The organism is Amorphoplanes digitatis (assembly GCF_014205335.1).
Classification (GTDB): Bacteria; Actinomycetota; Actinomycetes; order Mycobacteriales; family Micromonosporaceae; genus Actinoplanes; species Actinoplanes digitatus.
In genome coordinates this window covers 3271481-3291131 of the sequence record NZ_JACHNH010000001.1, presented here as the reverse complement: position 1 = coordinate 3291131, position 19651 = coordinate 3271481, and the positions used below count along the sequence as shown (strand labels likewise).

The 19651-nt window shown below is 72.9% G+C and carries 22 protein-coding genes; 10 read left to right on the top strand and 12 right to left on the bottom strand.

Going from position 1 to position 19651, the window contains the following annotated elements:
• Window positions 1-239 precede the first annotated feature (239 nt).
• The 5 genes from mshC to BJ971_RS14155 all read right to left on the bottom strand — a co-directional run bounded on the left by mshC (window position 240) and on the right by BJ971_RS14155 (window position 4854).
• On the bottom strand, window positions 240-1478 hold the full coding sequence (gene mshC, locus BJ971_RS14175) for a cysteine--1-D-myo-inosityl 2-amino-2-deoxy-alpha-D-glucopyranoside ligase (protein ID WP_184993276.1): 1239 nt from the start codon (window positions 1476-1478) through the stop codon (window positions 240-242).
• 54 nt (window positions 1479-1532) lie between these two features.
• Window positions 1533-2348, bottom strand: a complete 816-nt coding sequence (locus BJ971_RS14170; protein WP_377885234.1) for an SCO1664 family protein — start codon at window positions 2346-2348, stop codon at window positions 1533-1535.
• Window positions 2345-2941, bottom strand: coding sequence for a DUF3090 domain-containing protein (locus tag BJ971_RS14165; protein ID WP_184993274.1), 597 nt, complete (start codon window positions 2939-2941; stop codon window positions 2345-2347). The genes BJ971_RS14170 and BJ971_RS14165 overlap by 4 nt, the downstream gene beginning before the upstream one ends.
• Before the next feature lie 168 nt (window positions 2942-3109).
• The gene (locus BJ971_RS14160) at window positions 3110-3799 is read right to left on the bottom strand and encodes a histidine phosphatase family protein (protein ID WP_184993272.1); all 690 of its coding nucleotides are present in this window, start codon (window positions 3797-3799) and stop codon (window positions 3110-3112) included.
• 2 nt (window positions 3800-3801) lie between these two features.
• Window positions 3802-4854, bottom strand: a complete 1053-nt coding sequence (locus tag BJ971_RS14155; protein ID WP_184993270.1) for an LLM class F420-dependent oxidoreductase — start codon at window positions 4852-4854, stop codon at window positions 3802-3804.
• A gap of 166 nt (window positions 4855-5020) precedes the next feature.
• Here BJ971_RS14155 and BJ971_RS14150 point away from each other — a divergent pair, with 166 nt between their 5' ends.
• Together BJ971_RS14150 and BJ971_RS14145 are read left to right on the top strand one after the other, a co-directional pair.
• Entirely contained in the window at window positions 5021-6037 is a 1017-nt protein-coding gene (locus BJ971_RS14150) for an aldo/keto reductase (RefSeq protein ID WP_184993268.1), read from the top strand.
• A 5-nt stretch (window positions 6038-6042) separates the two neighbouring features.
• Window positions 6043-6234 (top strand): DUF5703 family protein, encoded by a 192-nt coding sequence (locus tag BJ971_RS14145; RefSeq protein ID WP_184993266.1) that lies wholly within the window; start codon window positions 6043-6045, stop codon window positions 6232-6234.
• 82 nt (window positions 6235-6316) lie between these two features.
• Here BJ971_RS14145 and BJ971_RS14140 read toward each other — a convergent pair whose 3' ends face one another.
• Both BJ971_RS14140 and BJ971_RS14135 read right to left on the bottom strand, forming a co-directional pair.
• Window positions 6317-6988 (bottom strand): hypothetical protein, encoded by a 672-nt coding sequence (locus tag BJ971_RS14140; RefSeq protein WP_184993264.1) that lies wholly within the window; start codon window positions 6986-6988, stop codon window positions 6317-6319.
• Window positions 6989-7007: 19 nt separating this feature from the next.
• The gene (locus BJ971_RS14135) at window positions 7008-8318 is read right to left on the bottom strand and encodes a M20/M25/M40 family metallo-hydrolase (RefSeq protein ID WP_184993262.1); all 1311 of its coding nucleotides are present in this window, start codon (window positions 8316-8318) and stop codon (window positions 7008-7010) included.
• Window positions 8319-8385: 67 nt separating this feature from the next.
• On the opposite strand from BJ971_RS14135, the gene BJ971_RS14130 reads away from it, so the two are divergent.
• The 8 genes from BJ971_RS14130 (at window position 8386) to BJ971_RS14095 (ending at window position 16052) form a co-directional block, all read left to right on the top strand.
• Window positions 8386-8991: a hemerythrin domain-containing protein gene (locus BJ971_RS14130; protein WP_184993260.1), complete on the top strand. Its 606-nt coding sequence runs from the start codon at window positions 8386-8388 to the stop codon at window positions 8989-8991.
• 179 nt (window positions 8992-9170) lie between these two features.
• Window positions 9171-10151 carry a LysR family transcriptional regulator gene (locus BJ971_RS14125; RefSeq protein ID WP_184993258.1) on the top strand — a complete coding sequence of 327 codons (981 nt, stop codon included), beginning with the start codon at window positions 9171-9173 and terminating at the stop codon, window positions 10149-10151.
• A gap of 41 nt (window positions 10152-10192) precedes the next feature.
• On the top strand, window positions 10193-10567 hold the full coding sequence (locus BJ971_RS14120) for a PIN domain-containing protein (protein ID WP_184993256.1): 375 nt from the start codon (window positions 10193-10195) through the stop codon (window positions 10565-10567).
• A 107-nt stretch (window positions 10568-10674) separates the two neighbouring features.
• Window positions 10675-10935, top strand: a complete 261-nt coding sequence (locus BJ971_RS14115) for a hypothetical protein (protein ID WP_184993254.1) — start codon at window positions 10675-10677, stop codon at window positions 10933-10935.
• Between the two features lie 4 nt (window positions 10936-10939).
• Window positions 10940-11824, top strand: a complete 885-nt coding sequence (locus tag BJ971_RS14110) for a hypothetical protein (RefSeq protein WP_184993252.1) — start codon at window positions 10940-10942, stop codon at window positions 11822-11824.
• Entirely contained in the window at window positions 11817-14462 is a 2646-nt protein-coding gene (locus tag BJ971_RS14105; RefSeq protein ID WP_184993251.1) for an FtsK/SpoIIIE domain-containing protein, read from the top strand. Before BJ971_RS14110 ends, BJ971_RS14105 begins: the two co-directional genes overlap by 8 nt.
• Complete coding sequence (locus BJ971_RS14100; protein ID WP_184993249.1) at window positions 14459-15178, top strand: hypothetical protein; 720 nt, start codon at window positions 14459-14461, stop codon at window positions 15176-15178. The genes BJ971_RS14105 and BJ971_RS14100 overlap by 4 nt, the downstream gene beginning before the upstream one ends.
• An 85-nt stretch (window positions 15179-15263) precedes the next feature.
• Window positions 15264-16052 (top strand): aminotransferase class IV, encoded by a 789-nt coding sequence (locus BJ971_RS14095; protein ID WP_184993247.1) that lies wholly within the window; start codon window positions 15264-15266, stop codon window positions 16050-16052.
• Here BJ971_RS14095 and BJ971_RS14090 read toward each other — a convergent pair.
• The 5 genes from BJ971_RS14090 to BJ971_RS14070 form a co-directional block, all read right to left on the bottom strand.
• On the bottom strand, window positions 16049-16918 hold the full coding sequence (locus BJ971_RS14090) for a DUF72 domain-containing protein (RefSeq protein WP_184993245.1): 870 nt from the start codon (window positions 16916-16918) through the stop codon (window positions 16049-16051). The two genes, BJ971_RS14095 and BJ971_RS14090, sit on opposite strands and share 4 nt — an antisense overlap.
• 70 nt (window positions 16919-16988) lie before the next feature.
• Complete coding sequence (locus BJ971_RS14085; RefSeq protein WP_184993243.1) at window positions 16989-17411, bottom strand: TraR/DksA family transcriptional regulator; 423 nt, start codon at window positions 17409-17411, stop codon at window positions 16989-16991.
• A 219-nt stretch (window positions 17412-17630) separates the two neighbouring features.
• A complete protein-coding gene (locus BJ971_RS14080; RefSeq protein ID WP_184993241.1) occupies window positions 17631-18254 on the bottom strand; it encodes a nucleoside/nucleotide kinase family protein in 624 nt (207 codons plus the stop codon).
• Window positions 18255-18356: 102 nt separating this feature from the next.
• Window positions 18357-18839: a winged helix-turn-helix domain-containing protein gene (locus tag BJ971_RS14075; RefSeq protein ID WP_239087315.1), complete on the bottom strand. Its 483-nt coding sequence runs from the start codon at window positions 18837-18839 to the stop codon at window positions 18357-18359.
• A 366-nt stretch (window positions 18840-19205) separates the two neighbouring features.
• Window positions 19206-19583 carry a signal peptidase I gene (locus BJ971_RS14070; RefSeq protein ID WP_184993237.1) on the bottom strand — a complete coding sequence of 126 codons (378 nt, stop codon included), beginning with the start codon at window positions 19581-19583 and terminating at the stop codon, window positions 19206-19208.
• Between the last annotated feature and the right edge of the window lie 68 nt (window positions 19584-19651).

Genomic DNA, 19651 nt, shown 5'->3' with positions numbered 1-19651 from the left:
GTGGGGCTCCTTCTGGCGGGCATGCTGAAGGGACCCCGACGGTGTCGCTTCTTGATCGATTCGGCGCCTGAGGGTATCGAGCCGGTAGGAGTTCCGGTGATCGGCTGATAGGTCAGCACGACCGACCCGATCCATCAATGCGCGGCCGGTCTCTGGCCGTCCGAGCTGGACAGACGACACCGGCGCCACGTACCGCCGAGCGGTAGTGACGCCGGGTAGGGGTGTCGCCGTTTACCGGCTCAGAGGCGGATGCCCAGCAGGGCGTCGACCGTCTTGGCCATCAGCGCCGGTGCGCCGGCGTCGTCGCCCGGGCCGGACAGCGCCGCCTCGGACCAGGCGTCGACCAGGGCCAGCGCCGCCGGGGTGTCGAGGTCGTCGTGCAGGGCGCCGCGGACCGCGGCGAGCAGCTCCGCGCCCGACGGGCCGGCCGGCGCCGCCGCCGCCTCGCGCCAGCGGGCCAGGCGCTGCTGGCCGGCCTTGAGCACGTCGTCGGTCCAGTCACGGTCGGCGCGGTAGTGGTCCGCGAGCAGGCCCAGCCGGACCGCCATCGGGTCGATGCCGTCCGCGCGCAGGCGGGAGACGAAGACCAGGTTGCCCTTGGACTTCGACATCTTCTCGCCGGCCAGGCCGATCATGCCGGCGTGCACGTAGTGCCGGGCGAACGGCGCCGCGCCGGTGAGCAGCTCGGCGTGGGCCGCCGAGCACTCGTGGTGCGGGTAGAGCAGGTCGTTGCCGCCGCCCTGCACGTCGATGGTGTCGCCGAGCAGGCCGAGCGCGATGGTCGCGCACTCGATGTGCCAGCCGGGGCGGCCCGGGCCGAGGTCGCCGCCGTCCCAGGCCGGCTCGCCGTCGCGGGCGCCGCGCCACAGCAGCGGGTCGAGCGGGTCGCGCTTGCCGGGGCGCTCGGGGTCGCCGCCGCGCTGCGCGGACAGGACCAGCATCTCCTCGCGGGACAGGTGGGACTCGTAGCCGAACGACGGCACGGACGCGATCGCGAAGTAGATGTCGCCGGTGCCGTCGGTGAGCCGGTAGGCCGCGCCGGTGTCGAGCAGCTCGCGCACGTGTGCCGCGATCGCCGGGATGGACTCGACGGCGCCGACGTAGTGCGCCGGCGGGATCATCCGCAGCGCCTCCATGTCCTCGCGGAACAGGGCCGTCTCGCGCATCGCCAGGACCACCCAGTCCTCGCCGTCGCGGGCCGCGCGCTCGAGCAGCGGGTCGTCGATGTCGGTGACGTTCTGCACGTAGTTCACGTCGAGGCCGGCGTCGCGCCAGGCGCGCTGCACCAGGTCGAAGGTGATCATCGTGGCGGCATGGCCGAGGTGGGTGGCGTCATAGGGCGTGATGCCGCAGACGTACATCGTCGCGGTCGCGCCCGGCGTCGTGGGCTGCACCGACCGGCGGGCCGAGTCGAACAGCGCCGGCGGCGTCGCGGTCCCCGGCAGGGTCGGCACCTCGTGCCCCGTCCATGCGTCCATGGTCAAAAGACTATCCAGCCCCGCCGACAGAAAGCGCGCCGCGTGAGTAAAGCCTCAGACCGGCGGCCAGGGCACGGCCGGCCAGTCCCGCGACGGCTCCGGGAAGCGCGCCGCGCGCAGCAGGCGCCGCACCCGCAGCTGGGCGTGCTGCACCTCGGTGACGGTCAGGTGCTGCTCGAGCTCCGCGCCGAGGTCGCCCTCGAGCCGCTCCGCCAGCACCGACAGGGTCTCGACCGAGTCGGCCGGGATGGCCTTGCCGGTCCAGCCCCACAGCACGGTGCGGAGCTTGTTCTCCACGTGGAAGCAGACGCCGTGGTCGACGGCGTGAATCCGGCCGCCGGGTGCGTACAGCACGTGCCCGGCCTTGCGGTCGGCGTTGTTGATCACCGCGTCGAGCACCGCCAGCCGGGACAGCCGCGGGTCGTCGGCGTGCGCCAGCGCGTAGGCGTCGCCGTCCTCGTCGCGGGCCGAGGCGATCGCGAACCACCCGGCCGGCACGTCGTAGGCCGGGATGAAGCCGATGAGCGTCTCCGCGTCGTCGGGCTCGTCGATCCAGAGCTGGCACGCGCCGGGCCCGAGCGGGCCGTCGCGCAGGATCGTCGGCGGCACCAGCCCCCAGCCGGTCGCCTGCGAGACCAGGAACGCGGAGACCTCGCGCCCGGCCAGGGTGCCGTCCGGGAAGTCCCAGAGCGGGCGCTCGCCGCGCACCGGCTTGTAGACGCAGCGCCGGGTCAGCCCGTCCAGGGTGATCTCGGCCCGCAGCGTGGTGTTGGAGGCGCCGACCAGGCGGCCCTCCAGCTCCATCTCGCCGCGGGTGAGCAGTTCGAGCGCGTCCTCCTCCGCGAGCACGGATGCGGGCTCCGTCGTCACCGGTGGTAGCCGTTGTGCCGGGGGCAGAGGTGGCCGGCCGGGTCGAGCGGCTGGCCGCAGAGCGGGCACGGCGGCCGGCCAGCGGCGACGACCCGGCGGGCCCGGTCGATGAACGCCCGGGTCGCCTCCGGGGTCAGCCGCACCCGGAGCCGGTCGAGGTCGTCGTCGGGCTCGTCGTCGTCCTCGTCGTCGTCGATCGGCGTGTCGTCATCGTCGTCCTCACCGAGCTCGACCTCGGCGTCGCCGTCACCGGCCTCGATGGCCTCGATGACCACCGTTGTCGTGTCGACGTCGAAGGCCAGGCCCAGGGTGCCGACCCGGAACTCCTCGTCGACGGGGGTGTCCAGCGGCTCGTTGTCGTTGATCGCCAGCACGGGCACCTCGGGCAGCTCGACGCCGAAGCGGCGGCTGGCCTCGGTGAGCAGCTCCTCGAGCTTCTCGGCGAGCAGCGACACCTGAACCTTCTCCAGCGCCACGCTGACCACCCGGCCGCCGCCGCGGGCCTGGAGGAAGAACGTCCGGTCACCCGGCTCGCCCACCGTCCCGGCGACGAACCGCTCGGGCGGCTCGAAGGCATGCACCTGGTGGGTCATGGCTGTGCCACCGTCGCCATGCCCTCCCGGCCCTCGCTTCGCTCGGTGCAGTCGGTCATGACTTCGACCCTATCCGCCCGCGCGTGCGGTTGCGCAGCCTGCCGCCGCGGTTCGCCGAGGGCGCAAAGCACGCGCACGCTGTGGTAACGCGCCGGTCACATGTCGTATTCATACGCCCCCGCCCGCGCCACCGCCCACGGCCGCGTCGGACTCCGGCAGGGCGCCCTCGGCGGGCTTCGGCGGCACCAGCGCCGACAGGTCGGCGGTGTCGTTGAGGCGTACGAGGAAGGGCCGCATGGGCGTGTAGCGGATGACGCTGATCGAGGCGGGGTCGGCGACGAGGCGCTGGAACTCGTCAAGGTGCAGCCCCATCGCGTCCGCCACGACGGCCTTGATCACGTCGCCGTGGCTGCACGCCAGCCAGAGCGCGTCCGGGCCGTGCCGGGCGGTCACCCGTGCGTCCCAGCGCCGGACCGTGGCCACCGCGCGGGCCGACATCGCGGCCATCGCCTCGCCGTTCGGGAAGACCACGGCGCTGGGGTGCTGCTGGACCACCGGCCAGAGCGGCTCCTTGGCCAGCTCCTTGAGCGGGCGTCCCTCCCAGTCGCCGTAGCCGCACTCGGTCAGGCCCTCGTCGACCTCCGGGACGATCTCCGGCAGGGCCAGCTCCAGCGTCTGCCGGCAGCGGATCAGGGGGCTGGTCACGACCGCCGCCAGCGGCAGCTTGCGCAGCCGCTCGCCGACCCGCAGCGCACTACCCCGGCCGGTGTCGTCGAGCTCGACCGGCAGCCGCCCGGCCAGCTCGCCGGTGGCGTTCGCGTTGGTCCGCCCGTGGCGGAGCAGCAGAACCGTTGCCACGGCTACCCGGCCACCCCCGCGGCCTCGAACGCCTCCGCGACGGTACGCAGGGTGGCGATGCCGCTCTCCAGGTCGCCCACGTACGGGCTGATGGAGAGCGTGCCGACGCCGGCGGCGGCGTACTCGCGGATCCGCTCGGTGATCTGCGCGCGGTTGCCGACCATCGACGTACGGGTGATGAAGTCCTGCGGCACGGCGGCCGCGGCGTCGCGGATCTTGCGGTCCAGGTAGAGGTCCTGGATCTGCCGGGCCTCGTCCGCGTAGCCCATCCGGACGGCGAGCTGGTTGTAGAAGTTCTGCTCGCGGCTGCCCATGCCGCCGACGTACAGGGCCGCGTAGGGCCGGACCGCGTCGCAGGCGGCCGCGACGTCGTCGCCGATCACCACCGGCACGGTCGGTGCCACGTCGAAGCCGGCCAGGCCGGCGCCGATCTTCGCCCGGCCGTGCTCGATGTGCCGCAGGGAGTCCCCCGCCGCGTCCGGCGCGAAGAAGATCGCCAGCCAGCCGTCGGCGATCTCACCGGCCAGCTCCAGGTTCTTCGGCCCCACAGCCGCGAGATACAACGGTACGGCGTCACGGGGCGGGTGGAAGCCCAGCCGCAGCGCCTTGCCGGCGCCGCCGGGCAGCGGCAGCGTGTAGTGCTCGCCGTCGTAGGCGACGGGCTTGCGGGCGATCGCCAGCTTGACGATGTCGACGTACTCCCGGGTGCGGGCCAGCGGCTTGGCGAACCGCACGCCGTGCCAGCCCTCGGAGACCTGCGGGCCGGAGACGCCCAGGCCGAGCCGGAACCGGCCGCCGGAGATGGTGTCGATCGTGGCGGCGGTCATCGCGGTCATCGCGGGGCTGCGCGCCGGGATCTGCATCACGGCCGCGCCGACGTCGATCGACCGGGTCTGCCCGGCGATCCAGGCGAGGATGCTCGGCGTGTCCGAGCCGTACGCCTCCGCCGCCCACACCACCGAGTAGCCGAGCCGGTCGGCCTCCTGCGCCATCGCGAGATGGTCCGCGGGTGTGGTCCACGAGGTCTGATATCCGAGGTTGAGTCCGAGCCGCACGGGTCCTCCCGGTTCTGCGCGGAAGCGCCGATGCTCCGCGCCAAGAAGCCTAGGCGAACACGTTGCGTGATCTTCGGAGGACTTGGGTCGCCAACCCGACGGATCGCGGCCCTATTGAGCCGTCGCGAGCATTTCGCGGGTGCCCCGGGCTGAATAGGGTTCACCCATGCAACAGCGACCGCTCGGCCGAAGCGGGCTGGCGGTCTCCCGGCTCGCTCTCGGCACCATGACCTGGGGCCGCGACACCGACCCCGATGACGCGGCCGCGCAGCTCAAGCTCTACCTCGAGGCCGGCGGCACCCTGCTCGACACCGCCGACGTGTACGGCGACGGCGACGCGGAGACGGTCATCGGCTCGCTGATCGACCACCTGGTGCCCCGCGACGAGGTGCTGATCGCCACGAAGGCCGGCCTCGGCCGGCACGGCCTGCGCCGCCGGGACAGCTCCCGGGGCCACCTGCTGCGCAGCCTGGACGCGTCGCTGCGCCGGCTGGGCACCGACTACGTCGACCTGTGGCAGGTGCACGGCTACGACCCGCAGACGCCGCTCGAGGAGACGCTGTCCGCCCTGGATCACGCGGTCGACAGCGGCCGGGTCCGCTACGTCGGTGTGTCCAACTTCGCCGGCTGGCAGACCGCCCGGGCCGCCGCCTGGCAGCAGGCGTACCCGGCCCGCGCGCCGATCGTCGCGACCCAGATGGAGTATTCGCTGCTGGAACGCGGCATCGAGCGCGAGGTGCTGCCGGCAGCGGCGGCGCTGGGCATCGGCGTGCTGCCGTGGTCACCGCTGGGCCGCGGCGTGCTGACCGGCAAGTACCGCAACGGCCGCCCCCTGGACTCGCGGGCCGCGACCGATCACCTGGCGCCGTTCGTGCAGACCTACCTGGAGCCGCGCAGTTCCAGCATCGTCGAGGCCGTGCTGATCGCGGCGAGCGGCCTTGGCGTCTCGCCGGTCGAGGTGGCCCTTGCCTGGATCCGGGACCGCCCGGGCGTGGTCGCCCCGATCCTGGGTGCGCGCACGGCGGGCCAGCTGCAGGGCGCCCTGCTGAGCGACGAACTGACCCTGCCGGCCGAGATCGCCGGCGCACTCAACGACGTGTCCGCCGTGCCGGTCGGCTACCCCGAAAGGGAGGGCCTGACCGGCCCGGGGACTGGTGACATGCCGGGCGCTGGCGCATATTAGGACGCATGGACTACGAGTACGCGCCGCTCCGGTTGCCATCGAATGTTGATCGCATGACCGCTGCGGCGCAGCTGGCGATCCAGGCCGAGTTCTCGGGATGGGAGCTGGCCCGCGTCCAGCTCTTCCGGGACGGAACCAGGCAGGTAATGCTGCGCCGCAAGGTGCAGGCCTACCTCCAGCCCGGCCTCTCCATATAAACAAGGACCCCGCGCCCGCCCCGTAACCAGGGCGGGCGCCCCTTCACGCCCGATCCGGTGCACACGCTGGTGCACCGGGCGATCAGTGCTGGTGACCGGCGTGGTCGTCTTCCTCGTCGGCGAGGTAGGGGTGTTCGTCCAGGCGGCCGACGAGCAGGTCGTCCGGGCCCGGTGCGAACGGTCCCGCGCCGTCCTCGTCCGCGAACGACTCGAGGTCGAGCGGCGCGGCCACCTCGCTGACCGTGAGCAGGCCGTCGAGCGGCTCCAGCTCCGGCACGTCCAGCGAGGAGAGCGACCCGTCCCCGGCCTGGAGGAGTTCGAGGACCGCCTCGCCGACCGAGTCGATCGGCTCGGCCTCGTCGTCGTCGCCCGGCACGAGGTTGCGCCGGGCCGCGTCCGCGACGCGCAGCAGCGCCGCGACGCTGGGCACCCGGTAGTCGCGGCGCTGGCGCACCGAGATCACCCGCGGGTGCGGGTCGGCGTCGCCCTCCTCCAGCCCGCCGACAAGGCCGCCGAAGCGCTGGTCGGCCTCGTCCGGGTCGATCGACTCGACGTCCCAGGGCGTCACTTCGCCGAACGCCTCGAGCAGCTGCTCGTCGTACGCGAAGGAGGTGTTGTTGAGGTTGACGTACGCCTGCCACACATCGTCGTCGTCCACCCGGCCCTGGGCGGCCTTGACCGCCGCCAGGTGGGCTTTCGCGGCCTCGACGACCCGCTCTAGGGCGGCGTCGAGCTCCGCGTACTGGTCGGTCATGGTGTGAAAAGTCCTCTCATCAGCTCGCCTGCAGCAGTCGGTCGAGCACACGCACGCCGAACTGTAGTCCTTCCACCGGCACCCGTTCGTCGACGCCGTGGAACAACGCCGAGAAGTTCAGGTCGGCGGGCAGCTTCAGCGGCGCGAAGCCGAAGCAGCGGATGCCCAGCGTGCTGAAGGCCTTGGCGTCGGTACCGCCGGAGAGCATGTACGGCACGGTGCGGGCGCCCGGGTCCTCGGCCCGCAGGGCGGCGCTCATCGCCTCGACGAGCGCGCCGTCGAAGGAGGTCTCCAGGGCGCCCTGCTGGGAGATGTGCTCGATCTCGATGTCGGGGCCGATGACCCCGCGCAGCTGCTCGAGGAAGATCTCGGCCTGCCCGGGCAGGGTGCGGCAGTCGATGGTCGCCGACGCCTTGCTCGGGATGACGTTGTCCTTGTAGCCCGCCTCGAGCCGGGTCGGGTTGGCCGTGTTGCGCACGGTCGCGCCGATCAGGTTGGCGATCGGGCCGAGCTTGGCGATGGCCAGTTCGGGCTCGTCGGGGTCGAGGTCGATGCCGAGGGCCTCGGAGACCTGCTCCAGGAACGAGCGCACGGTCGGGGTGACGACCATGGGGAACCGGTGCCGGCCGACCGCGGCGACGGCCTCGGCGAGCGCGGTGACCGCGTTGTCGTCGTGCACGAACGAGCCGTGCCCGGGCCGGCCCTTGGCGTGCAGGCGCAGCCAGTCGATGCCCTTCTCGGCCGTCTCGACCAGGTAGAGGCGCAGGTCGTCGTTGATCGTGTAGGAGAAGCCGCCGACCTCGCCGATCGCCTCGGTGCAGCCCTCGAAGAGCCCGGCGTGCTCGCGGACCAGGTACTGCGAGCCGTACTCCATGCCCGCCTCCTCGTCCGCGGTGTACGCGAGGACGATGTCGCGGGGCGGCACATAGCCGGTGCGCTGCCAGCCGCGGACGACGGCGAGCACCATCGCGTCGAAGTCCTTCATGTCGATGGCGCCGCGGCCCCAGAGGTAGCCGTCCTTCTCCTCTCCGGAGAACGGCGGCACCGACCATTCGGCGGCGTCGGCCGGGACCACGTCGAGGTGCCCGTGCACCAGCAGCGCGCCGCGGGACCGGTCGGCGCCGGGTATCCGGGCGACCAGGTTGGCCCGCCGCGGCGCGGACTCGTGCAGCTCGACCTCGATGCCGACCTCGGTGAGCTTGCCGGCGACGTACTCCGCGGCGACGCGTTCACCGACGGTCGTACGGGGGTCTCCGGTGTTTGTGGTGTCGATCCTCAACAGGTCGCGGCACAGTTCGACGACCTCGTCGGCGGCGGAGACAGGTTCCATCCGCTCTTCTTACCAGTTGGTCCCGGGCGACGTTTGGCGGGAGATCAGGTTCGGGTAAGAGCGGGCGGTGTCCATACACCTTCCCCCGCTGCCGCCGGTGGGCGGCGAGACGACCGGCCCCAGCGTCATCGACGTGATCTCGCGGGAGCACCGCGAGCTGACCGCCCTCTGCGACGAGCTGACCGGCGACGGCACCGACGCCGCCCGCCGCCGCACGATCGCCCAGGTGCTCAGCGCCGAGCTGTCGCGGCATCTCTCCGCCGAGGAGCAGTACCTGTACCCGGCCGTGCATGCGGCCGTGCCGGATGGCTACGCGCTTGTCGACCGGGAGATCGCCGAGGACCGGGCGCTGCTGGAGTCGCTCCGGCTCCTCGAGGCCGCGGACGACGCCGATCGAGCGGCCCGCGCCGGCGACGTGCGGCGCCGGCTGCTGCGACACGCCGAAGCGGCGGCCGGGGAGCTGCTGCCGCTGCTGCTGCGGATGTGCTCGGCCGAGGAGCTGATCCGGCTCGGCAACCGGGTGGAGCTGGCCGAGGAGGCCGCGCCGACCCGCCCGCACCCCGGCACTCCCGCGACGCCGCCGTGGAACAAGATCGTCGACCCGGCCGTGGCGCTGGCCGACAAGGTCCGCGACGTCGTGGGTCGACGGACCACCTACCGGCGCGATCTGTGAACAAAGTACATAGTGGACGGAGTTTTCACTCATAGTGATAGATGATCAACGATCTGTGCCCGGACCAGCGTACGGCTTAGCTGGATCTGTCCTTTTGGTTAACCCATTTGTCACAAGTGGAGGATCTTTGGCTGGCCGAAGGTCTAGCCGATATCCCGCGAACGTCCTACCGTCACGCTATGAACCTGGAGCTGCGGCATCTCAAGGTGGTCTGTGCCATCGCGGAGACGGGCAGCGTGACGAAGGCGGCATCGCTGCTGGGCCTCGCCCAACCGGCGCTGACCGCACAGCTGCAACGGATCGAGCGGACTCTGGGCGGTCCGCTCTTCGAACGTGACCGTCGCGGCGCCCGGCCGACGGCGCTCGGCGAACTCGTGCTGTCCCGGGCCCGGGTGCTGCTGCCCGCGATGAAGGGCCTCCAGGACGAGGCGGCCCGGCTCGCCGGGTCCGGCGCGGACGAGAACGTCATGACCCGCTACCGGATCGGCGCGATCGGCGGCCCGGTCATCGGCGGCATGGTGCACCGGCTCTCCGAGGCGCAGCCCGAGGCGCAGATCTCCACCCACGCGTCCTACTACGTCGACGAGCTGGCCACCATGGTGCTGGCCGGCAAGCTGGACTACGCGCAGGTCGGCGTCTGCGGCGACGCCATCCCCTCCGCGGACTACGGCCTGGTGTGGCAGACCATCGCCGTCGACGGTGTCTGCGTGCTGATGCCCGAGAACCACCCGGCGGCCAAGGGCGTCGAGGTCGACCTCGCCGAGATGTCCGAGGAGCAGTGGGTCGCCGGCACCGGCGACGGCTGCTTCGGCGACTGCTTCGCGGCGGCCTGCGCGCGCAACGGGTTCACCCCCCGGCGGATGCTGGAGACGGACATCCGCGGCTGCGTCGACATGGTGGAGTCCGGGCTCGCGCTCGCGCTGTGCCAGCCGACGTTCCGGCCACCGGCCGGGCTCACCCACCGGCCCCTGATGGGCGCGCCGCTGCGCTGGCGGCAGGTGCTCGGCTGGCACCCCGACAGCCAGGCGGCCAAGGTCGCACCGCGGCTGATGGGCATGGCCGGCGAGGCGTACGCCGAGGTCGTCGCCCGCAACCCGCTCTACATCGAGTGGCTCGAGGACTACCCGCAGCTCGGCGGCGGCCAGCTCGCGGCGGCGTAGCGGCGGGTGCCGTCCCGCCCGGGTGTGAGACGCTCGGGTGCATGGCCGTACCGCTGCTGGTCGTCGACGCCGCCAACGTCGTCGGCTCCAAGCCGGACGGCTGGTGGCGCGACCGCGCCGGCGCCAACGCCCGGCTGCGCGACGCACTCCTTCCGATCGGCGCCTCCGGCCTGCCGGACCTGCCCGGGCCCGTCGAGGTCGTCCTGGTCGTGGAGGGCCGGGCCCGGGACATCCCGGCCGTCGACGGCGTACGGCTGGAGCGCGCGACCGGTTCCGGCGACGACGCGATCGTCGAGCTCGTGGCCCGCGAGGGCCGCGGCCGCCGGCTGATCGTGGTGACCGCCGACCGCGGCCTGCGCGAACGGGTGACCGCCCTGGGCGCCGACGTGCGCGGCCCCGGCAGCGTGCCGAGATAACCGTTCGGGCGCGGATTCACGAAAGGGGCGTGCGGGCACGACCACCCCATCCGGGACGACTATTCTGAGTCCGTACCGCCACCCCCATACCGCAGGAGGCTGCACGAGTGGCCAGCGTCGCCGAGGTCAGAGCGGCCGTTGATGCCGCTCTCCAACAGGTCACGGAGAGCCAGGCGGCGATCCAGGCGGCCCGGGAGAAGCTCGGCGAGGCGCAGCAGAGCCTGGCCTCGGCGCTCGACGGCAGCGCCAACGACGCGGTCGGCGCCGTGCACGCCTCCCTGTCGCAGGCCGACCAGCAGCTCGAGGAGTGCCTCGGCGCCACCCTGCTCGCCGTCGAGCAGGCGCAGAACTACACGGCGACGCTGTAACGCGATGTCCCTGTTGCAGGAACTCGGCGCCCAGCTCCGCGCCACGTCCGACGAGCTGCCCATCGGCGTCGTCTCGGTGGCGATGGAGCGCCTGCGCAGCGCGACCGAGCTGCTGAACTGGGTGCGCCAGACCTCGGTCGACCCGATCGGCGTGCCGCAGCTCGGCAACGCCACCGAGCACGCCGAGCACGCCGCGGCCGCGCTGCGGCTGGCGCAGGACGCCATCGCGGCCTACCTGGCCCAGCTCGGCCTCGCCGGCGAGGCGAGCGCGGCGCCGGGCGGCGACTGGAAGGCCGGCCTGCGGGAGGACGAGCAGCCCGCGGTGCCGCGGCAGCAGGAGCATCAGCCGCCGCCGGAGCGGCTCGGCCCCTGGTGGCGCGAGCGGGTCGAGCAGCTCACCGGCGAGGCGCCGCCACCGCCGCGGGCCGACGGCACGCCGCAGGAGCGGCCGGCCGACACCGCCGAGCTGCTGCGCCGCGTCGCCGCCGGGGTCCGCTCCGGCGACCGCGCCCGGCTCGGCCGCGACCTGCACGGCGTCAACGCGGCCACCGGGCTGGGCCTGTCCGCGGTGACCCCGCCCGTGCTGCACCGCCTCGCCGGCGACCTGCTCGGCCACGAGCCCGGGCCCGACGACCTCCAGCGGCTGCGCAGCGCCGCCGGCGGCCGGGTGAGGTCGCTGCTGCCCGGCACCCCGCCCGCCGTGCTCGACACGCTGCTGGCCCGGATCTGCCGGGCGCCCGCGGGCGCGCAGGCGCCCTCGCACCCGGCCGACTCCGCGGTCACCGCCAGCGTCCTGACCGGGGTGCTGCTGGCCCGGCTGGGCCGCGACCCGGCGACGCTCGACCCGAACGCCCCCGAGCCGCTGCCACCCCGTGGTGTCGATGCCTGACAGCAGGGCGCAGCAGGTCGTCGAGGTCCGGGCCGCGCTGTCGCACGCACTCGGCGCGGCCGAGAACGCCTTCGTCGCCGCCCGCGACGAGTTCGAGGCGGCGGTCACCCGGCGGGCCCGGGTGGCGACCGCGGCCCGCGAGCGCCGGATCCGGCTGATCCGGGAGCGGGACAAGCGGCTCAAGGAGATCGACGAGCAGCACGAGCGCGACATGGCCGCGCTGGCCGGCGCCGCCGCCGAGACGGCACTGGCCGCCGCGCCGGGCGCCGCCGGCCTGCCCTGGTCCCGGTGGCGGCCGACGCCCGCGGGCACCCAGGTACCCGCGCCGGAGCTGCGCGCCGGCCGGCTGCTGCTGCCGTACGAGGGTGAGGTGCCCGCGCTGGTGCCGCTGCTCGACCGCGGGCACGTGGTGATCCGCGGCGACGAGTCCATCGGTGACGACACCGTGGCCGGGCTGCTGCTGCGCGCCCTGGGCAGCACCGAGGCCGGCCGGATCCGGCTCACCGGCTACGACCCCGAGCAGCTCGGCGGCGGCCTCGCCGGGTTCGCGCCGCTCGCACCGGCCGGGGTGCTGACCTTCGTCGGCCCGGGCGGGCTCGCGGCGCTGCTGGACGAGCTCGTCGACCACGTGCGCCGGATCAACGAGACCGTGCTCGCCGGCGAGCACACCTCGCTGCGGGAGCTGGCCGCCGCCACCGGGCGCCGGCCCGAGCCGTGGCGGGTGGCGATCCTGCTCGGCGCCGGGCGGCACGACGAGCTGTCGAAGCACGAGCGCGGACAGCTCGACCGGCTGCTGCGCACGGGCGCCGCCTGCGGCGTACACCTGATCATCCGGGGTCTCCCGGTGCCGGCCGGCACCGGGATCGAGGTCATCGACGCGGCACCGGGCGACGACGCGCGCGTGAGCGGCTGCGGCGACCTGCCGGTGCGGCTCGACCCGGCGCCGTCGGCGGAGGTGATCACCCGCACCTGCCGGCGGATCGCCGACGAGGTCGCCGCCGGGCCCGCACCGGTCGCGCTCGACAGCCTGCTGCCCGAGCACGAGTGGCAGCAGAGCTCGGCCCGGGCGCTGACCGCGCCGCTCGGGGACAGCCCGCAGGGCTCCCCGGTGCACGTGACGCTCAGCGACTATCCGCCGCACGCCCTGATCGCCGGCCCGTCCGGCACCGGCAAAACCAACCTGATCTACGCCTGGATGGGCGCCCTCGCGGCCCGCTACTCCCCCGCCGAGCTCGCGTTCTACCTGCTCGACTTCAAGGAGGGCGTGTCGTTCGCCCGGTTCGCGCCGGGCCGCCGCGACCCGAGCTGGCTGCCGCACGTGCGGCTGGTCGGCGTCAACGTCAACACCGACCGCGAGTTCGGCCTGGCCCTGCTGCGGTTCCTCGGCGCGGAGCTGCGCAGCCGGGCCGACGCGGCCAAGCGCCACGAGGTGACCAACCTGGCCGAGCTGCGCGCCGACGATCCGAACGGCAACTGGCCCCGGATCGTCGCGGTGGTCGACGAGTTCCAGGTGCTGCTCTCCGGCCGCGACGCGGTCGCCGCGGAGGCCGTCGACCTGCTGGAGGACCTGGCCCGGCGCGGCCGCTCGCAGGGCATCCACCTGGTCCTGGCCAGCCAGGACGTCTCCGGCATCGAGGCGCTGTGGGGCCGGCCGGCCCTGGTCGCGCAGTTCTCGCTGCGGATCGCCCTGCCCCGGGCCCGGCGCGTGCTGGCGGAGACCAACCAGGCCGCCGACGTGCTGCCGCGCTACCACGCCGTGGTCAACGCCGACTCCGGCGCCACCGAGGCGAACCGGATCGTCCGGGTGCCCGACGCCGGCGACCGGGAACGCTGGAGCGAGCTCCAGCACCGGCTGTGGCGGCACCGCCCCCCCGAGCTCGCCGCGCCCCGGCTCTTCGACGGCGACGCCATCCCCCGGCTCGAGGACAGCCCGGAGTTCCGCCGCTTCGTCCCGGCCGACGCTCCCGCCGCGCCGGTGGTGCTGCTCGGCGAGACCATCGACGTCGAGTCGCGGTCCGCCAAGACCGTGCTGCGCCGCGCGCCGGGCCGCACGATCGCCGTGCTGGGCACCCGGGTCGACGAGGCGTGCGCCGTGCTGGGCACCGCGGCACGGTCGCTGGCCGCGCAGTTCACCCCCGGCGCGGCCCAGTTCTCGGTGGCCTGCCTGGACACCGACGCCGGCGCCGCCGTCGACGCGCTCAAGAGGTACCTGCCGCCGGAGACGGGCTACTTCGACGGCGACAACGTGGACTCCCTGCTGGAGATGGCCGCCGAGCGTGCCGAGCTGGGCACGGCCGCGGACAAACCGCACTTCATCTTCCTGTACGCGGTCGACGCCGCGCCGAGCGGCAGCAACGAGCCGCTGCGCCGGATCATGCGGCAGGGCCCGGAGCGGCGCATCCACGTCATCGGCTGGTGGCGGGGCGCCGCCCTGCTGCGCGACACGCTCGGCGGGCAGGGCTCGCGGACGGACCCCATCGGCGCCTGGGTGGCGCTGGACGTGCACGGCAGCGAGCTGTCGCCGTACTACCCGGGTCACGGCTCGCCGAGCTGGTACCCGCGCCCGTGGCGTGCGCTGCACTTCGACCGCTCGGTGCATCGTGGCGCCGAGGTGATCATCCCTTACGGACCCTCATGAATGAGCCTGCCAACGACGCGATGCTGGAGCGCCGCGCGCCCGACTACCGCAGCGTCCTGCGAAAGCTGACGAACCTCGACGACGAGGCCGGCGCGCACCGTGCCGAGGCCCGGAGCTGGCACGACAGCCGCGCGATCGAGGCCGACAACGCCGTCCGGGCCGCCGACCAGCGGATCCGCGAGGCGCGCGCGGCCGTACAGAAGGCGCAGCGCGAACGCGACGAGGTGGACGCCCGCGCCGCGGTGCTGTGGGCGGAGTTCGCCCACAAGGTCGGCCGGGTGGCCGACCGGTTCGGCGAGCGGGCGCCGCAGCCCGCCGTCCCACGCCAGCGCGACCGCGACGCCGAGGACTACCTGCAAGAGGCGGCCGCCACCGCCGCCTGGAAGCCCGCGCCGCGGCCCGCCTCGGGCAACGCCACCCTGCTGTACGCGGTGCTGGGCGCGCTGGGCGGTGCGGTCGGCGTCGCGGCGTGGTCCCTGCTGCGCTGGGCGGGACGCGAGGCCGGCGGCGACCTCGCCGTCGGGCTGCCCGTGGTGGCGCTGGTGGTGGCGGTGCTCGGCCCCGTCCTCGCCGTCTTCACGGCGAAGCGGGTCGCCGACCGCCGCGCCGCCCAGCTCGACTTCTCCGCGGTGGCCACGGTGCTGATCGCCGGCCTGATCGCGGCCGGGGTGGTCCTGGCCCTGGCCCGCGGCGCCGCCGCCTCGGGCGCGGGCTGAGCGGGTCCCGGGCCACGGCGTCCTCGGCGCGCCCGGGCACCGGCGCCGCGCTCGGAAGGTCATCCGCACGCCGTAGGTTGGTGGTGTGCTGAACGTCGAGCTGAACGGGCAGGCGCCGGACCTGGCGCGGCTGCACCGGATCGCCACCCTGAACTACGGGCACTTCACGTCGTTCCAGGTGCGCGACCACAGGGTCCGTGGCCTGGCCCTGCACGTCGCCCGGCTCGCCGACGGCGCCGAGGAGCTGTTCGGGCACCGCATCGGCGTCGCGGAGGAACACCGGCTGCTCGGCCTGATCCGGCACGCACTCGGCGACGTCCGCGATGCCTCCGTACGGGTGACTTTCGTGCCGGGCCCCGACGAGCAGGGCCCGCCGGACGTCCTGGTGTCGGTCTCCGATCCGGTACCGGAGGAGCCCGGGCCGCCGCTGCGGGCGCAGTCCGTGATCTACGAACGCGAGCTGCCGGAGCACAAGCACCGGGCGACCATGGGGCTCACCTACCACCTGCGCGAGGCGCGGCTGGCCGGCTTCGACGACGCGCTGTTCCTCGGCCGCGACGCCCTGGTCCGCGAGGGCACCACCTGGAACGTGGCGTTCTGGGACGGCAGCCAGGTGGTGTGGCCGGTCGCGCCGGTGCTCAGGGGCGTGACGATGGTGCTGCTCCAGATCGCGATGAGCATCAACGGCACACCGTGGACGCTGCGGCCGATCGGCGCGGAGGAGCTACCCGGCTTCGCGGCCGCCGCGGCGGTGAACTCGCACTGCCCGGCACGCCCGATCGCCAGCATCGACGAGCTGCCGCTCAAGGACGACGGCCTCCTCGCGGAGACCCTCCGGGAGGCCTGGTCGACCGTGCCCTGGGACGACCTCTAGTCCCCGAGCAGCTCGATGAGGGTGCCGGCGTTGCGCTGGGCGTAGTCGGAGTAGCAGTTGTTCATGAAGACCTGGGTGGTCCGGGCCTCGTCGGCGAGGGCGCGCAGCTTCGGCACCCACTCGCGGAGTTCCTTCTTGGAGTAGTCGTAGCCGAACTTCTCGTGGATGTCCCGGCTCGTCCACTTGTCGCTGTGGCCGTGGAACCGGACGACGGCCAGGTCCGAGGTCGCGGCCACCACCGGGGGCACCGACGAGCGGTGGCCCTGCGGCATGTCGACGCAGACCAGGGGAAGCTCGTGCCGGCGCAGGAAGTCCAGGGTCTCCGCGGCGTTGTCGCCGTCGAACCAGGACGCGTTGCGGAACTCGAAGACCGGTCGCAGCGGTCTGCACCGGGCGGCGACCTCGAGCAGGTAGTCCTTGTTGGAGCGGCGGATGCCCCACCAGGGCGGGAACTGGAACAGCAGCGCGCCCAGCTTGCCCGCCTCGACCAGCGGGTCCAGGGCGCTCAGGAACCGGGTCCAGATCTCCTCGTACGCCTGCGGCGGCAGGTCGCCCGGGTAGACGTTCTTCTTGTCGGTCTCCGGGCGCAGGTCCTTGTAGATCGCCGACACCTTCGTGGGATGGCCGGTCAGCATGCTGAAGGCCTTGATGTTGAAGGTGAAACGGTCCGGCGTGCGCTCGGCCCACAGCCGGGTGGTCTGCTCGGCCGGCGGCCCGTAGTAGGTCGCGTCGACCTCTACGACCGGGAAGTGCTTCGCGTAGTGCGCCAGGCGTTTCTCGGGGTTGTCCGCGGTCTGCGGGTACCACCCCGACTCGAGCAGGGTCTTGTCGGTCCACGACGCCGTGCCGACCTGGATCTCGCCCATGGGGCCAAGCTATCGCTGATAAGACCGGTCCGCCGCCCGAGCAGGGGCGGCGGACCGGCGATATCGAGCCTCAGCCCGCGCGCCTCTCGCGGTTGGCCTTGCAGGCCACGCATGTGGTGGCCGACGGGAACACGGTGAGCCGCTCCACCGGGATCGGCTTCGAGCAACCCTCGCAGTTTCCGTACGTGCCGTCCTCCAGGCGCTGCATGGCGTGCTCCGCCTGCGTGCGCCGGTCGAGCAGAGTCCGGATGAGCGACGACGCCGCGTCGCGTTCCGCGGTCTTGGAACCACTGTCGGCCTGGTCGTCGCCGGCTGCATCGCCTATCTCGACGAGTCGCAGCTTCTGGTTCTCGGCCACGGCCTCCTCGTACTCGGCCGTCAGGTCGTCGAACCGGGTCCGCAGAATCCCGCGGATCTGCTCGATCTCCTCGACCGAGCGCCCCTTGGCGGTGTCGGCACCTTTACCCGTGATGACCGCGCTGTTGACGAGCATGTGCTCCCCCTGCCCTCCCTGTGCCCCTGCCGGTGGGCCGTCCCCCGCGCCGGTCTTCGGCGTACGCCGAGGAGCCCGCAGATACCCACCGCCGAAGATCCCAAACGGGAACCCCGCAAAAAAGTAACCGCAGCATAACTGTCAGTGCTCGCTACCGCCACGGACTGCGCAAATACGCTTTCGCGTCGCAGGTCAACAGGGGTGTGAACGGGGATTCACTCACGATCCGAGGACCAGGGCGGGCCGCCGCGGGTCGTCCAGGCGGACCACGACGTCGGCGAGCGCCGCCGGATCGACCTCGGCCCCGTAGCGCTCGAACGCGGGCAGCGTCCAGCGCCGCTCCGGCCCGGTACGGCGGGCCAGCGCGGCCGGCGACAGTTGCAGATGGACGGTGAGGTCGAACGGCAGCCCGGCGCCGAGCAGCAGCGGCCCGCTGACGATCACCACCGCGTCCGGCGGCAGGTCGCGGTAGGGCTCGCGGGCGGCACGGTCGGTGCGGGCGTCCCAGAGCCGGGTGATGATCCGCCCGCTGCCGCCCGGGCCGGCCGGGTCGAGGACCTCCCGGCGCAGGCCCGCCTCGTCCAGCCAGCCGAAGTAGAACGAGTCCGGGTTGGTCCGGCCGGACTCCAGGCGCACCGAGGCGGGCCGCAGGAAGTCGCCGGTGCTGATCCGGACGGCCGGACGGCCCCGGAGCCGCAGCGGGCCGACCAGGCCGTCGGCGAGCGCATCGGGATCGGCGGCGTCGGCGCCGTCGATCGCCACCCGCACCCGCCCGCCGATTCCGGCCAGCCGATCGGCCAGCTCGTCGACCAGGACTTCGAGGGAGACCGGACGCACACGCACCGGCCAAGCCTAGTGAGCGATTTTCAACCTGGCCTCGGGCCAGAGGTATCCGGGCCGCCGACCGCCGCCAGGAGCTGCAACCCGGGCCACGTTGAAAAAGGCTCATTCGTGGGGCAGCACCACGATCCGGGCCTCGTCGGCCAGGCGGTAGCCCACGCCGTAGACGGTGGTGATCAGCGAGACCTGTGCGCCCAGCTTGACCCGCAACCGGCGCACGTGCACGTCGACCGTGCGCTCGCCGGTGTGCTCGTAGCCCCAGACCGCGTTGAGCAGCTGGGTGCGGCTGAACACCCGGCGCGGGTGATCGGCCAGGTAGAGCAGCAGATCGAACTCGAGCCGGGTGAGCGGCAGCAGCTCGCCGTCGACGAGCACCTGGCGCGATGCCGTAAGCAGGCGCACCTCGACCGTGTCGTCGGCCCACTCGCGCAGCGGGGCCTCCCCCGGCATCCCCGCGACGGGCGCGGCCGACGGCGACTCGACGGCGACCGAGCCCTGGCCGGCCTCGACCAGTTCACGGACGGCGTCGATGAGCCGGTGCGCCTGCGGCGGCAGGGTCTCACCCGTCAACGGGATGTTGAGCGTAATGGTCAGCGCGTTCGGCGGGGCAGCAGCGGTGGGCTCTAGGCGACGGATCGTGGCCACCCGGCCGGACCCCCTCGCATGTCGTCCCGTGCGTGCCGGCAGGGCGGTGACCGCCATGAATCCTCCTGCGTCAAAGAATGGAAACGCCGTGACATCCTAACGGACGCCAATTAATGCACGCTTAAACCGCGGTCGATGCTTCCGGCCATGTGGCCGCCGGGTCAAGACGGCATCCACATTGTGGGAAGGTCGTTCCATAACCATTGGATGCATCGTGTTTCTGCGCACTGTTAATGCGATTACTGTCACGCGGTTAACAGCCGACCCTCCCTTGTCGAAGCTTAAATAAACGGCTGTTTCTCGGTCCGATCAGGACCTCGGCGGTGGCAGGCGCCAGCCCGGCAGCGACGGCCAGCGCACCGTCAGGACCACGGTCTCCACGTCCCCGGCCTGCCAGGAGTGGTCCTCGCCGGGTCCCCAGACGACGTAGTCGCCCGGCTCGCGCAGCAGCACCGTCCGGTCGCGCAACTCGATGTCGAACGCTCCCTTGATCAACACAAGCAACGCCGTCCGGATCTCGTCGGTGGCCCAAGCCGCGCGACGGTCGCCGGGCGGGTGCACGCCCCACTTCACCTCGACATCGTCGCTGTGCAGGAGCTTGCCCTTCGGCATAAAATGGCCGAGCAGCCAGCCCTGGTTCACCACGCCGTCAACACCCGCACGGCCGACGTAGACCCCGTCGGTCACCGCTCACCCCCGGAGAATGTGCGCCAGACATTAGCACCGTAGGCTGGCCTGCATGCACGAGGAATTGG